The sequence below is a fragment of the Alishewanella longhuensis genome, assembly GCF_014653435.1.
GTDB lineage: Bacteria > Pseudomonadota > Gammaproteobacteria > Enterobacterales > Alteromonadaceae > Alishewanella > Alishewanella longhuensis.
Genome location: NZ_BNAO01000009.1, coordinates 1 through 13,304, shown reverse-complemented (window position 1 = coordinate 13,304; position 13,304 = coordinate 1). Strand labels below are relative to the sequence as shown.

Sequence of the window (13,304 nt, the reverse complement as noted above, 5' to 3'; positions counted from 1 at the left end):
GCAGATCAAGCTTTAAAGCGCGCCGAGCGGGATCTGGGCGCTGACTTGACGTAGATCAATAAGATCAGCGCTAAGTGCTTCGGTTAAGGTTAAGTCTAGTTGCTGTAAATACAGCATCAAGTTATCAGCGGTTGTTACTTTCGTAAAGGTGAACTGGCGGCAGAGCAGTTGCTGCTCGATTTGCTCGGCGATAAGCTCAGTGCTGAGCAGGTTTTGTTTCAATTGTGATTGCTGCGTATTATCCAAAGGCAGCCCGGCTATGTGCTGCCGACACTGGCGCAATATTTGCGTTACCTGGCTATTCAGAGGCACTATTTCCAAGATCGCTGCTGCCAGATTATCCTGATTGGTCTGCCAGGCTAAACGCTCTGCATAGCAAAGTGCCAGTATGACATTTACATTGGCGTGATACTTGTCTTGCCAACGTAAACAAAGCTCTTTCACCTCTGGGTAGCAGGCTAAACTGAATTGCCAGAGCTGTTCAGGATTTAACTGCTGCGTTGCTACTGTACTCATGCAGCGCCACCATTTTGCTGCCAAAACTGGTCAGTTCGCTGTTCTAGCTGTTCTTGCGCCTCAAACCACTGTTCTTCAATAGCCGAGAGTGTGCTATTAGCAGCACTTTGCTCTGCCAAAAGTTTAGTGAGCTGGGCCTTTTGCTTGGCGTCGTATATATCCGGATCAGCTAATTGTTGTTCCAACTGCGCTAATTGCGCAGTAAGTTGCTGCTGTTGGAGCTCTAATTTATCGATTTTTTGCTTTAGCGGTCTGAGCAAATTACGTAGTTCGGCTTCCAAACGCTTTTGGTCTTTACGCTGCACCGCACTGTTACTAATAGTTGTATCGCTGGCATTGTTTTGCGTCTGTAAATTTGCCTGTGTTTGTCTGGCATCTTGTTGCAACCATTGGTAGTAGTCAGCTAAATCGCCATCAAAAGGTGCGACCTTACCATGGGCCACTAAGTAAAATTCGTCAGTGGTGCTGCTAAGTAAGTGCCTGTCATGCGACACCACGACAATGGCGCCGGCGAAGTCTTGCAAAGCCATGACAATGGCTTCGCGCATATCTAAGTCTAAATGGTTGGTCGGTTCGTCCAGCAATAGTAAATTTGGGCGCTGATAAACCAGTAAGGCCAAGACTAGCCTGGCTTTCTCGCCACCCGAAAAAGGCGCACAGGCCTCCAGCGCTTTGTCACCATGGAAACCAAAGCCCCCCAGAAAATCACGCAGCTTTTGTTCTGGCACCAGAGGATCTAAACGCACTAGATGCTGCAGCGGGGAATCTTGTGGGCGTAAGGTTTCTAGCTGGTGCTGCGCAAAGTACCCCAGACTGACGCCATTGGCATACCAGACTTCACCACTTTTGGGTTTAAGTTCGCCGGATAGTAACTTGATTAAAGTGGATTTACCTGCGCCATTGCGACCTAATAAACCAATACGGCTACCGGGCAAGAGTTGAAAATTAATATTACTGAGGATAACTTTATCCGCATAACCTGCTTGTACATTATCCATTTTTAGCAGTGGATTAGGTAAAGACTTTGGTTCGCGGAAGCTAAAGCTAAAGGGCGAATCGATATGCGCTGGCGCCAACAAGGTCATCCGTTCTAACGCCTTAATCCGGCTTTGCGCTTGTCTCGCTTTGGTTGCTTGCGCTTTAAAGCGGTCAATAAACTGCTGTAGATGTGCCACCTGACGCTGTTGCTTCTCAAAATTGGCCTGATGCTGTGAGAGTTGCTCAGCGCGCTGGCGCTCAAACTGACTGTAGTTACCTTTATAAAGTGTTAAACACTGGCGCTCAATATGTACAGTGTTATCGGTTACCGCGTCCAGAAAATCCCGATCATGGCTGATTAACAGCAGGGTGCCAGGGTAATTACTTAGGTATTTCTCCAGCCAAAGTACAGCATCCAAATCAAGGTGGTTGGTAGGTTCATCGAGTAACAGTAAGTCTGCCGGTTTCATTAAGGCTTTGGCTAAATTCATCCGCATACGCCAACCACCCGAAAACGACTTAACAGGTAAGCCTTGCATCTCGCCACTGAAGCCTAAACCAGCCAGCAGCGTGCCGGCTTTCGCTTCTGCTCTATAACCATCCAAGGCTTCAATTTGTTGATGGACAACGGCCAGATCACTTTCACTGCATTGGCTGCGGGCTTTAAGCAGCAGTGGGAACAGGGCTTCATCCCCTTGTAGCACATAGTCTAAGGCAGAGCAGTCAAGTGCTGGGGTTTCCTGCGCCACAGTAGCGATAACCCAGGCCGCAGGCATACTGACATTACCGGTATCGGCGTGTAGTTTTCCCTGCAGCAAGGCAAATAAGCTGGATTTACCGCAGCCATTGGCGCCGACAATTCCCACCTTTTGCCCCGGAAATACGGTAAGATCGGCACCACTAAATAGCGCATTAATGCCGCGGCGTAACTCTACCTGCTGTAGCTGGATCATGTTTTTCCCTGTACCAGTGAACTAAGTGGGCAATTTTACGCTATATCCGAGATAAACCAAGGGCTGTTGCATAAATTCATGTGCGCTTTGCCGGGTGAAATAATGAGGAACCTAATGACACAACGTAAAAAGAAACGCTTTATTGCCGGTGCCAGCTGCCCGGAATGTAAGGCAACCGACACCATGAGCTTGTTCATAGAGAACAATATTGAGAAGGTTGAGTGTGTCGCCTGTGGTTATCAGATGACGCAACCAGAGCCGCAAGTGGTAAGTTCGACTCGTAGTAATGAGTTAGTGATAGGTGTCTTTAAACCTGAATAGGGGATATCTTTGCCTAGTAATGTGGCGGTGGTGGCTCTTCTTCCGGGCGTAAGATGCCACTTTCCTCCGGCATTTGCTGCAGTTTTTCGGCCAGCATTAAAATTTGGCGTTGTAATTGCTCAATACGTTTTTGATGGGCCAATAATTCTTGATGCAAGCTATTAACAGTGTCTTCCTGAAAAGCAATTTTGCTCTCCAGCTCAATCAGATGTAGTTGAATATCTGAAGTTTCGTTATTCATAATTTATTTTCCATACTTCGGCTAAACCACTGGAGCTTTCGCTGATTATACGCTCTGCGTCAAGAAAAGCGACCGCATGCACCACGGCGCTGGCGGGCCGACTGCCGACTCGGGGGGATACCCGCCAACGTTGTAGTTCTTTGCCTGTAGTGACTTCCCATAATACTAAATTTCGTGTGGGGGCGCCGGTAAGTAAATATTTGCCATCGGTACTAAAGCGTACTGCACTAAACACTTGCTGCCTGGCGAGCATCTGCAGTTGGCTGACTCTTGCTCCTGTTTGGATATCCCAAATTTGTGCCAGTTGTTGACTATCGGCAGTAAAGGCATAGCGCCCTTGTGGATCTAAGGCAACCTTAGTAACCCGGCTGGGATGCGTGAAACTATATAGAATTTGTGCGGTCTGAGTGTCCCAGAGGTAGGCACTATAGTCATTGCTACCGGTGAGAGCATAACGGCCGTTAGGTGACATTGCGACGCTGTTGATGCGTTCAGTGTGTCCTAGAAAATCTAACCGCCTGCCACTACTTAAAGTGATATGTTGTACCGTGTTATCACTTTTGCCCAGTAATAGATGTGCACCATTGTTGGATACAGCGACATCACGGATACCGAACTGATCGGTTTGCCAATAGCCAACATTTTGACCATCACTGGTGCGCCATAAAGAAAAAGTATGCTGGTCGGCGGTCAATACATGGCTATTGTCTTCGCTCAAGGCAAGGTTAAACACCAGGTTTTCCACATCGTCTTGATGGCGCCATTGGTACAACAGGGCATTTTGTTGCAGGTCCCAAAAAGCAATACCATCTTGGACTGATGAGACTACGGCATAACTGCCGTCAGATGAAAGCGCCGCGGCATAACTGACATTGGCAACATGTTGCCATTGTTCTAGTGGTTGAGTTTCTACTTTACTGCAAGCACAGAGTACCAAACTCAGAAAAAAGACAGGATATTTCATCTTAGGTGTTAACCTCATCCGTACAAAGCGTTAGTATAGCTGAGCGAACTGCACCCTATTAAATCATACTTTGGCAGCTGAGCTGTCAAACTTTGGAGAAAAGAATGCGTTTAAAAACTAAACTTACCCTTGTTGCTGTTGCATTACTGACGTTAAGTGCATGTGGTAAAGATGAAAAAGCACCGGCGGCACCGGTATTAGATACAGACCAAGCAAAGCAAGCTTATAGTTTAGGTGTGTCTGCAGGCCGTTACCTGCAGAGTACAGTGGAAGAATACAACAAAATCTCTGTTGATTTAAATGCCGAGTTAATTTTACGTGGTGTACAAGATGGTATTGCCGGCAAGTCAGAAGTTTCTGAGGAAGAGATTCAACAATTACTAACGGCATTAGATGAAACCTACCGTACCGAACAAACTAAATTGGCAGAAGCCGCCGCTAACGCAGCAAAAGCAGCAGGTGAAGCATTTTTAGCGGAAAACGCACAAAAAGAAGGCGTGACTGTAACGGAGTCGGGTTTACAGTATGAAGTAGTGCAAGCTGCAGATGGCGTTAAGCCAGTTGCTGCTGATACGGTAAAAGTGCATTACACGGGTACTTTAATTGATGGTACTGTGTTTGATAGCTCAGTTGAACGCGGTGAGCCGATTGAGTTTCCACTAAATCGGGTTATTCCTGGCTGGACTGAAGGTGTACAGCTGATGAGTGTAGGGTCAAAATTCCGTTTCACTATTCCATCTGAGCTTGCTTATGGTGATCGCGATATGGGGACTATTCCACCAAACAGCGTATTAGTATTTGACGTTGAATTACTAGATGTAACTAAAGCACAGTAATTAATGCCATTCACCAATAAAAAAGCGGCTTTGCCGCTTTTTTATTAATCATTTAAGCTGAGGTCGTTTCATCCTGATGTTTGACATAGAGGGTTTCGATTAATTTATCTTCCAACGCAAAGCGTTCTTCCAGCGCCTGACCCAGGGAAGATAATTCATTATCGAAAGCACCACTATTGCGAGTGCTTAGATGCTCGGCATACTTATCATTAAACTCTAACGCCAAGTCAGTAGAAATCGCAATTTTTGGATATAAAGAGTCAGCTAGCTTTCGGCTGTCTGTACCGTTTATAGCGCATTGAGTGACAATTTGTTCGTACACCTCGAAATGCCCAGCCGACAGGTAATCCATTAAAAGCTGACAAAACTCAATTATCTTCTCTTGCGAGGGCATGGTATGACGATCTTTTTCAAATGGCGGTAAGCCAGCCAGCTTGCAATAGCTAACGATTAATTGCCGTCGCTCATCAAGCCAATTGTCAATGGCTAATAGGCTGCCGCCCCATTTTTTTTGCGCCTGCTGTACGCGGGTGTACATTAGCTTCTCCTTAGATGCAGTAACCTTTCTGCAATACTGTCTAATTAAAAGAATTTCCTGCAAAAGATCAACCGTTTTTTTATTGGTCTGCTCAGTAAACCCCAGTATCATAGCAAAGTTGTCGTTAATTCATAGGAACCTGTTGCCGATGATCAAACATAGTCTTGCCTTGCCCGCCACTGAACACGGCTATTGGTTTATCGTTAGTCAGGGCCGAATATTTCTGCAAGAAAATGAGAGTGTACCTTGTTGTGCATTGAAAGCATTGCCTTTTGATTTTACTGAGGCACAAATTTGTTGGTTAGGAGAGCACAAACAGCAAAATTGTTATTTGCTTGTTTTTGACGATCGTATCATCGACGAGCAACATTGGCATTCTGCAAGAACTTTGTTATCGCAAGGAGAGGAACTTTTTCAACTGGCAGCCAGGGCAACTCAAGTTGCCTTATATCTGCAAACACATCGTTTTTGCGGTCAGTGCGGCAGCACCATGCGTTTAGTTAACTGGGAGCTTGCTACCTTATGTCCGAAATGTGGCCATCGATGTTATCCGCGTATAGCGCCCTGTGTATTGGTGGCGATCGTCAAAGATGACGAAATCTTATTGGCGCGCTCCAGCAGGCACAAAGCCGGTTTCTTTTCTATTTTAGCCGGTTTTGTAGAATCAGCAGAAACCCTAGAGCAAGCTGCAATACGTGAAGTAAAAGAAGAGGTAGGTATTGATATAACCAATTTGCGCTATATTGGCAGCCAACCTTGGCCTTTTCCACATTCGTTGATGACGGGTTTTATCGCCGATTATGTTGGCGGCGATATTGTGTGTCAGCCGCAAGAAATTGCAGAAGCGTATTGGTGTAAATTAACTGATTTGCCGGAAACACCCAGTATTCATACCTTGTCGGGTCAACTGATTGCGTTGGTACAGCAATTAAAATTGCAGAAATAAAAAAGCCACTAAACGTGGCTTCAAATTTGGAACTCATGGTCTCGTTAAACGAGCTTCTCGCTTGTTATATCTTCACTAGCGCAGGTAGTTTATACCAGATCATTTTCGATGAAACAAGGTCTGCTGATTAAAAAAATGAACCTTAACTGAATATTTTTGCAGTTTACGTAAAGGTAAGGGAGTAAGCATTTAGATGCAGATCATAGAGCTTGGCTTGCTTAAGTGCTAAAATAATCACAAATTTAGAATGGCGGAAATGTTATGCAATTAAAGAACGATCGATATCTCAGAGCACTACTTCGGCAGCCAGTTGATCAAACTCCAATCTGGATGATGCGTCAGGCAGGTCGTTATTTACCAGAGTACCGCGCTATCAGAACACAGGCTGGTGATTTTATGTCACTCTGTAAAAACCCAGAGTTAGCGTGTGAAGTCACTTTGCAACCCTTGCGTCGTTATCCTTTGGATGCCGCTATTTTGTTTAGTGATATCTTGACCATTCCTGATGCCATGGGTTTAGGGCTAACCTTTGGTGTGGGTGAAGGTCCCCGTTTTAGTAAACCTATCCGTGATTTCATGGACGTGGTGCATTTGCCAATTCCTGATCCAGAGCAAGAATTACGTTACGTGATGGATGCAGTACGGACTATTCGTCGTGAATTAGATGGCAGTGTGCCGCTAATTGGCTTTTCAGGAAGTCCCTGGACTCTGGCAACCTATATGGTTGAGGGCAGTGGCAGTAAAACCTTTAGCATTATTAAAAAGATGATGTATAGCGAACCTGAGATACTGCATATGTTGCTGGACAAATTAGCGCAAAGTGTCATTTTGTATCTTAATGCGCAAATTGCCGCCGGCGCCCAAGCTGTGATGATTTTTGATACCTGGGGTGGTGTGCTGACTCCCAGAGATTATAAAGAATACTCGTTAAGCTATATGCAAACCATTATCGATGGTCTGACCCGTGAAGCAGATGGCCGTAAAGTTCCGGTAACGCTCTTTACCAAAAATGGTGGTCAGTGGCTGGAGATGATGGCTGCAACCGGTTGTGATGCACTAGGGCTCGATTGGACAACCGATATCAGCCAGGCAAGGGCTAGAGTTGGTGATAAGGTTGCCTTACAGGGCAATATGGATCCGTCAGTGTTGCTCGGCACACCAGAGCGTATTCGTCAGGAGGTCCAGACTATTCTCGATGGGTTCGGACAAGGTACTGGCCATATATTTAATTTAGGTCATGGTATTACACCTGATGTCGATCCAGAAAATGCGGGTGTATTTATTGAAGCCGTGCAGGACTTTAGTCGCACTTATCATATGAATACTGAGATAGAAGCTTAAGTGATGATGGCGTAGCGGTGAGATGCTGGCTACGCCATTTTTGTTTGATTAAAACAACCGGTTCAAACCATTAAGTGCTGCCACCCGATAGGCTTCAGCCATCGTTGGATAGTTAAAGGTGGTATGCACAAAGTAATTTAGGTTATTCCCGCCATTTTTCTGCATCATAATGGCCTGACCAATGTGCACGATCTCTGCGGCACGCTCGCCAAAACAATGTATTCCCAAAATCTCCAATGTTTCCCGGTGAAATAACAGTTTTAAACTTCCTGCGCTGGTATTGGCAATCTGCGCTCTTGCTAAGTGTTTAAATTGCGCTCTGCCTACCTCGTAAGGAATTTTAGCTGCTGTCAATTCTTGTTCTGTTTTTCCTACAGAAGACATTTCGGGAATAGTATAAATACCCGCGGGAATATCGGCGATTAGGTGCCCGTCTAAATTACCCTTTACAATAGCTTCACCGGCGAGTCGACCTTGGTCATAGGCGGCGCTGGCAAGACTAGGGTACCCAATAACATCACCTACAGCATAGATGTTATCAATTGAGGTTTGATATTTCCCGTTTACCTTGAGCAGGCCCCGACCATCAGCTTCCAGACCTACCTTATCAAGTGCCAGCATATCCGTATTACCGGTGCGGCCATTGGCGAATAAGAAGCAATCTGCCTTCATTTTTTTACCTGATTGCAGGTGCAGTATCACGCCATCATCTCGCCCTTCTATATGGGAAAACTCTTCGCCATGGCGAATAGTCATGCCTGAGTTCCAAAAATGATAGCTGAGTGAATCCGATATTTCGGCATCCATAAAAGAGAGTAAGCGATCACGCGTGTTGACCAAATCAACCCGCACGCCCAAACCACGGAAAATAGATGCGTATTCGCAACCGATTACCCCTGCGCCAAAAATGATGATGTGACGAGGATCATGTGCCAACGATAAAATAGTATCACTGTCGTAAATTCTGGGGTGAGTAAAGTCAACATGTGCTGGCCGGTAGGGGCGGGAGCCACTAGCAATAACAATGGTCTCGGCGCTTAACACATAGCTGCTGCCGTCGGTGTTGCTAATTTCCAGATGATGATTGTCAATGAAGCGGGCTTCACCCTGATAAATTTTCACCAGGTTGCGATCATAAAAACCGGTACGTAATCTAACCTGCTTATGAATAACGCCTGCTGCATGTTTGAGGATTTGCGAAAAAGTAAGGCCTTTGACTTGCTCTTCGACCTGAAACAAGGGATTTTCGTTAAACTCAATTAATCTGCTAACAGAGTGACGTAAAGCCTTCGACGGAATAGTACCCCAATGAGTACAGCCGCCGCCAACTGCATGGTAGCGCTCAATTGCGGCAACGGTCTTACCGCTTTTAGCTAGGTACATTGCAGCACCTTCACCACCGGGGCCTGTCCCAATAACAATGGCATCATAGTCATATTGAGGTTGTTTTTTGGAAAATTTAGCTGTCACGACGTTGATTCTCGCGCTGGTTCACAGTGCAAATTAGCATAACAGGTATCAATAACAAAAAAAGAGGCAAAGCCTCTTTTTTGAATAAGTTAGTGTAACCCTAGCTTAGTGGAAAGCAGCGGTTAAGCGTTGCCAATGGTTTTGCTGCTGCTGTAAGTGTTGCTTTAGCTCTTGATAGCGTTGCGCAAACTCCGAAGCATTATACTGATTTAACAAAGCGGCGTGCTTTTGCTGCAGTAATTCTTTCTTAACTTGGTAATACTCTTGCAACTTCGCGACTAATAATTGGTATTCTTGCTCCAGAAGTTGCAGTAATTGCTCTGAGTTAGGCAATAACCTGGCTTTGTCCTGTGCCCGTTTTAGTTGCATTTTTGCAACGGCCTGAGCAATGCGGTCCTCGGGTACAATACGCAAGTTGCGGGTTAGTTTTAGCCAGGAACAGGTTTTAATTAACCATTTGGTTGGATCAAACTGCCACCAACGGATACCGTTGCGATAATCATACTCAAAGATATGATGATAATTATGATAACCCTCGCCATAAGTTAAAAAGGCTAGAATGCCATTGTCTCTGGCACTATTTTGATCCGTATAAGGTTGTCTACCCCAGATATGTGCTAAAGAATTAATAAAAAAGGTAAAATGATGACTGAGCACTAAGCGCAGTACACCAACACTTAATAACATGCCCCAGATACTGCCAATCAAAAAGCCGAGTAACAGCGGGATACCAATATTGGTCAGCAATGCCAGCAGTAAATAGTGTTTATGCTGGAACGCTAAAATGGGATTTTTTTGTAAATCGCGGACATTATTGTAATCATAGTAGCTGTCACCCTGATAATCACGCAACATCCAGCCAATATGACTAAACCAGAAACCTCTATTGGCAGAATAAGGATCTTTGTCATCCTTATCAACATGGCGATGATGATCGCGATGATCAGAAGACCAATGGATAACGCTATTTTGCAATGCAAAGGCCCCACCAATCGCAAAAACCCATTGTAAAAAAGGATGTGCATCGTAGGTTTTGTGTGACCATAAACGATGGTAACCGGCAGTAATAGAAATACCACAGTAGCCCATACAGAGAATTGCTGCGATAATTTCAGCTGCAGTAAAGCCTACTGTCAGGGCATAATAGGGAACCGCTATAGCGGCAACCAGGAAGGTCGAACTGAACAACAACACATTTGTCCAGATAATTGGGTGTTTTTTCATGAGACCACACTTTGAGCTTACAACTGTAAGCTAATTTACCCAGCGCGCTACGGTAGGTCAAGGTAAATCGGTTGTATAACACTAGGAATGGGATGCACAGTGAGTAGAGCTGAACAAAAAGAACGAACCCGGCAAGCCATTATCAATGCAGCGTTTTCACAACTAAGTGCAGAGAAAGGTTTTGCCAGCTTAAGTTTACGTGAAGTAACCCGTGAAGCAGGAATAGCACCAACCTCATTCTACCGGCATTTTGCCGATATGGATGAATTAGGCTTAACCTTAGTCGATGAAGCAGGGTTGATGTTACGACAGTTAATGCGTCAGGCTCGCTTACGGATTGAGAAAAATGGCAGCGTAATCAATACCTCCGTGCAAACCTTTATGGAGTTTGTTGCAGACAATAGCAATGTGTTTCGTTTACTTCTGCGTGAGCGCTCTGGAACCTCCGCTGCATTTCGTGCTGCTGTCGCCCGTGAAATTCAGCATTTCTCAGCAGAGCTCGCCCACTATTTACGTAAGCAAACGGAATGTTCGGCGGAGCAGGCGCAATTGCAGGCAGAAGCAATGGTTACCTTGGTGTTTCATACTGGGGCTGATGCCTTGGATGCACCAAAAGAACAATATGCGCAACTTACCCGCAGAACCGTGTTGCAGCTACGCTGGCTGGCACATGGTGCCGCCAGCTACGGTCGTAAAAGCCAGGCCTGAGTTAGCGCCGCTTTAGCCAAACACCTGTTTCGATATGATGGGTGTATGGGAACTGATCAAATAACGCCAGTTTCTCTACCTGATGCGTTTTAGCTAAAACATCCAGATTAGCAGCCAAGGTTTCCGGGTTGCAGGAGATGTATAAAATATCGTCAAAGCCGCTTACTAGCGCTAAGGTTGCTGGATCTAGCCCCGCTCTTGGTGGATCAACAAGTACGGTATTTAATGCTAAGTCCGCCAGTTCAATATGCTTTAGGCTGGAACCGGCGACTAACGCCGCGGCAACATCTTCCGCCGACATCTGCAAAACTTTTACATTATTAATGTTATTTAGGTTGATATTGTATTCAGCTGATTTGATTGAGCTGCGAGCCAGCTCAGTGGCGACAACCTGATTAAAGTAGGGAGCCAGTGCCAATGAAAAATTACCATTACCGCAGTATAATTCTAATAAATCCCCCTTTAGCTGCTTAGCAATATCTGCGGCCCACTGCAGCATCTGTTGGTTAACCCCAGCGTTAGGTTGGGTAAAGCTACTTTCTACTTGTTGATAGCGTAAAATTTGATTGGCGACCACAAAGGATTCTGTGACAAAATCCTGGCTAAGCACCACTTTTTGCTTACGTGAACGACCAATAAAACGAATATTAAAAGATGTTGCCAGTTCCGTAGTGAGCTTTTCAGCCTCCGCTATCCACTGTTCATCAAGCTTACGCTTGTAAATCATACTAACGAGCAACTCACCAGAGGTAGTGGCCAGATAGTCAACCTGATAAAGCTTATAACGTAATTCATGATTAAACTGAATCTGCTTTAACAGTAGCGGCATAAAGTCGGCTATTAGCTTGCAAGCTACTGGGAAGTAATCAATGCGTACTGGTTGTCGGCTTTGTGGATCAAACATCGCATGATAGATGTCGTCTCCGTTATGCCAAATACGAAATTCTGCCCGTTGCCGGAAATGCTCAGGAGTAGAACGATATAGTTCTGGCGTTGTGGCACAGACAGAATGTACTAATTGCGTTAAGCGGTTTGCTTTCTCAGCTAACTGCGTTTCATACTGAGAGGGGAAAACCTGACCTATAGACATGAGCTTCTCTATTTTACATATAAAGAGGTATTTTATGCTTTTTTGGAAAGATAACCAAATTCAAATCTAACGGCTAGCCACTAGATTCGGTTAATGAGCTTCTGTAAATAAGGATGTGTATTAGAACAACGGCTGAAATAGCAGAATCGAAGTTTTAGATGTTCGGAGGTAAATTACGCAGCTAAGTAGACTACCTAGCGTATTGACCCGCAAATTATTGCGGGTCAATATCAGATTCAGATCACTAGTCTGTTAGGTTCTCTTCATCTTGTCGTTCACGTGCTTCCCGCACTTTGAGTGTGCGTTCTTGAAACTCAAAATCATTTAACTTGCTAATCATCTTATTTGCATCGGGTGCTGCCACCTCCACAAAACCAAAACCACGACGACGGCCAGTTTGTCGGTCTTTCATCAAGCGCACATTTATAACGGTACCAAATCGAGAGAATAGTTCTTTAACCGCCTCTTCATTTGCGCGATAAGGCAGGTTTCCTACATATAGGGTCGCTGACTCGCCTTGAAAGCTTGTTGTGCTGGTTTCAGCATTTGGTGATTCGCTAGTAGATCTAGCAGAACTTTTAAAGTCTACCAAAATAGGTACCAAGATACCGCAGACCAGAACACCGGCAGTAAATGCCCAGGCCGCCGAGAGAGGAAGGGTAATTAGAAAAGAGAAAGTAACAAAAGCAATAACTGCTAGTGCTAAAGTAAAAGGTAGAAACGAACGTAAAGTTGATGACATGATAAATTCCTGCAGCTAAACCAAAAGAGATTCTTCTTATATAAAAGCCTCTATATCTTAACGACTATTTTGTGAACAGCCAACAACTAAAATCATAGCGGATCATTGATAAAAGGTAGAATTTTGTACAAAATGAAGCTTTAGTAGTCAATCAGTAGCAAAGTAGTCATTTTTTATAAAAAAGCTATTGCACCAATTCTAAAACACCCTATAATGCGCGCCATGCCACGGGGCGCTGCGCTAAACGAGAGTGAAGCCGGTAACCGGGTGAGAAAAGCGAGTTGCAAAAATCTTTTAAAAAGACGCTTGACAGCAAGTTTAAAATCACTAAAATGGCCGCCTCGCTTCAGGGTGCTAACGAAAGCCTCGAAAAGCAGAGTGAAGCAAGAAGTGAAGTAAAAAGTAGAGTCGAACGTGACGAAGAGTTTTAAAAAGA

At 44.9% G+C, this 13,304-nt stretch carries 15 protein-coding genes; 5 read left to right on the top strand and 10 right to left on the bottom strand.

The window, feature by feature from the left end; translation table 11 throughout:
• Positions 1–12: 12 nt before the first annotated feature.
• Both IE163_RS14860 and IE163_RS14855 read right to left on the bottom strand, forming a co-directional pair.
• Positions 13–516 (bottom strand): TIGR02444 family protein, encoded by a 504-nt coding sequence (locus tag IE163_RS14860; RefSeq protein WP_189433782.1) that lies wholly within the window; start codon positions 514–516, stop codon positions 13–15.
• Positions 513–2,447, bottom strand: a complete 1,935-nt coding sequence (locus tag IE163_RS14855; RefSeq protein WP_189433781.1) for an ATP-binding cassette domain-containing protein — start codon at positions 2,445–2,447, stop codon at positions 513–515. Before IE163_RS14855 ends, IE163_RS14860 begins: the two co-directional genes overlap by 4 nt.
• 114 nt (positions 2,448–2,561) lie before the next feature.
• On the opposite strand from IE163_RS14855, the gene IE163_RS14850 reads away from it, so the two are divergent.
• A complete protein-coding gene (locus IE163_RS14850; RefSeq protein ID WP_189433780.1) occupies positions 2,562–2,768 on the top strand; it encodes a YheV family putative zinc ribbon protein in 207 nt (68 codons plus the stop codon).
• Between the two features lie 13 nt (positions 2,769–2,781).
• On the opposite strand, the gene IE163_RS14845 is transcribed toward IE163_RS14850, so the two are convergent.
• Both IE163_RS14845 and IE163_RS14840 read right to left on the bottom strand, forming a co-directional pair.
• Entirely contained in the window at positions 2,782–3,009 is a 228-nt protein-coding gene (locus tag IE163_RS14845; RefSeq protein WP_189433779.1) for a SlyX family protein, read from the bottom strand.
• Positions 3,002–3,973, bottom strand: a complete 972-nt coding sequence (locus IE163_RS14840; RefSeq protein WP_189433778.1) for a WD40 repeat domain-containing protein — start codon at positions 3,971–3,973, stop codon at positions 3,002–3,004. The genes IE163_RS14845 and IE163_RS14840 overlap by 8 nt, the downstream gene beginning before the upstream one ends.
• Positions 3,974–4,077: 104 nt before the next feature.
• Here IE163_RS14840 and fkpA point away from each other — a divergent pair, with 104 nt between their 5' ends.
• Positions 4,078–4,809 (top strand): FKBP-type peptidyl-prolyl cis-trans isomerase, encoded by a 732-nt coding sequence (gene fkpA, locus IE163_RS14835; RefSeq protein ID WP_189433777.1) that lies wholly within the window; start codon positions 4,078–4,080, stop codon positions 4,807–4,809.
• 52 nt (positions 4,810–4,861) lie between these two features.
• On the opposite strand, the gene rsd is transcribed toward fkpA, so the two are convergent.
• Positions 4,862–5,347 (bottom strand): sigma D regulator, encoded by a 486-nt coding sequence (rsd, locus tag IE163_RS14830; RefSeq protein WP_189433776.1) that lies wholly within the window; start codon positions 5,345–5,347, stop codon positions 4,862–4,864.
• A gap of 148 nt (positions 5,348–5,495) precedes the next feature.
• Here rsd and nudC point away from each other — a divergent pair, with 148 nt between their 5' ends.
• Positions 5,496–6,293: an NAD(+) diphosphatase gene (gene nudC / locus IE163_RS14825; protein ID WP_189433775.1), complete on the top strand. Its 798-nt coding sequence runs from the start codon at positions 5,496–5,498 to the stop codon at positions 6,291–6,293.
• A gap of 261 nt (positions 6,294–6,554) precedes the next feature.
• The gene (gene hemE / locus IE163_RS14820; RefSeq protein WP_189433774.1) at positions 6,555–7,634 is read left to right on the top strand and encodes a uroporphyrinogen decarboxylase; all 1,080 of its coding nucleotides are present in this window, start codon (positions 6,555–6,557) and stop codon (positions 7,632–7,634) included.
• A 48-nt stretch (positions 7,635–7,682) separates the two neighbouring features.
• Here hemE and sthA read toward each other — a convergent pair whose 3' ends face one another.
• On the bottom strand, positions 7,683–9,104 hold the full coding sequence (gene sthA / locus IE163_RS14815; protein WP_189433773.1) for a Si-specific NAD(P)(+) transhydrogenase: 1,422 nt from the start codon (positions 9,102–9,104) through the stop codon (positions 7,683–7,685).
• Between the two features lie 105 nt (positions 9,105–9,209).
• Positions 9,210–10,328 carry an acyl-CoA desaturase gene (locus tag IE163_RS14810; RefSeq protein WP_189433772.1) on the bottom strand — a complete coding sequence of 373 codons (1,119 nt, stop codon included), beginning with the start codon at positions 10,326–10,328 and terminating at the stop codon, positions 9,210–9,212.
• A gap of 99 nt (positions 10,329–10,427) precedes the next feature.
• Between IE163_RS14810 and fabR the strand changes: the two genes are divergently transcribed.
• The gene (gene fabR, locus IE163_RS14805) at positions 10,428–11,036 is read left to right on the top strand and encodes an HTH-type transcriptional repressor FabR (protein WP_189433771.1); all 609 of its coding nucleotides are present in this window, start codon (positions 10,428–10,430) and stop codon (positions 11,034–11,036) included.
• Position 11,037: 1 nt separating this feature from the next.
• Here fabR and trmA read toward each other — a convergent pair whose 3' ends face one another.
• The 3 genes from trmA to IE163_RS17850 form a co-directional block, all read right to left on the bottom strand.
• On the bottom strand, positions 11,038–12,126 hold the full coding sequence (trmA, locus tag IE163_RS14800; protein ID WP_189433770.1) for a tRNA (uridine(54)-C5)-methyltransferase TrmA: 1,089 nt from the start codon (positions 12,124–12,126) through the stop codon (positions 11,038–11,040).
• A 244-nt stretch (positions 12,127–12,370) separates the two neighbouring features.
• Positions 12,371–12,868, bottom strand: a complete 498-nt coding sequence (locus tag IE163_RS14795; protein WP_189433769.1) for an RNA recognition motif domain-containing protein — start codon at positions 12,866–12,868, stop codon at positions 12,371–12,373.
• 173 nt (positions 12,869–13,041) lie between these two features.
• Positions 13,042–13,304, bottom strand: a 263-nt coding sequence (locus tag IE163_RS17850) for a hypothetical protein (RefSeq protein WP_229833592.1), incomplete at its 5' end; no start/stop codon positions are given.

Bases quoted from the DNA above. Each gene is read 5' to 3' on its own strand.
- IE163_RS14860 (WP_189433782.1), bottom strand. From the start codon at position 516: ATGAGTACAGTAGCAACGCAGCAGTTAAATCCTGAACAGCTCTGGCAA.
- IE163_RS14855 (WP_189433781.1), bottom strand. From the start codon at position 2,447: ATGATCCAGCTACAGCAGGTAGAGTTACGCCGCGGCATTAATGCGCTA.
- IE163_RS14850 (WP_189433780.1), top strand. From the start codon at position 2,562: ATGACACAACGTAAAAAGAAACGCTTTATTGCCGGTGCCAGCTGCCCG.
- IE163_RS14845 (WP_189433779.1), bottom strand. From the start codon at position 3,009: ATGAATAACGAAACTTCAGATATTCAACTACATCTGATTGAGCTGGAG.
- IE163_RS14840 (WP_189433778.1), bottom strand. From the start codon at position 3,973: ATGAAATATCCTGTCTTTTTTCTGAGTTTGGTACTCTGTGCTTGCAGT.
- fkpA (WP_189433777.1), top strand. From the start codon at position 4,078: ATGCGTTTAAAAACTAAACTTACCCTTGTTGCTGTTGCATTACTGACG.
- rsd (WP_189433776.1), bottom strand. From the start codon at position 5,347: ATGTACACCCGCGTACAGCAGGCGCAAAAAAAATGGGGCGGCAGCCTA.
- nudC (WP_189433775.1), top strand. From the start codon at position 5,496: ATGATCAAACATAGTCTTGCCTTGCCCGCCACTGAACACGGCTATTGG.
- hemE (WP_189433774.1), top strand. From the start codon at position 6,555: ATGCAATTAAAGAACGATCGATATCTCAGAGCACTACTTCGGCAGCCA.
- IE163_RS14810 (WP_189433772.1), bottom strand. From the start codon at position 10,328: ATGAAAAAACACCCAATTATCTGGACAAATGTGTTGTTGTTCAGTTCG.
- trmA (WP_189433770.1), bottom strand. From the start codon at position 12,126: ATGTCTATAGGTCAGGTTTTCCCCTCTCAGTATGAAACGCAGTTAGCT.
- IE163_RS14795 (WP_189433769.1), bottom strand. From the start codon at position 12,868: ATGTCATCAACTTTACGTTCGTTTCTACCTTTTACTTTAGCACTAGCA.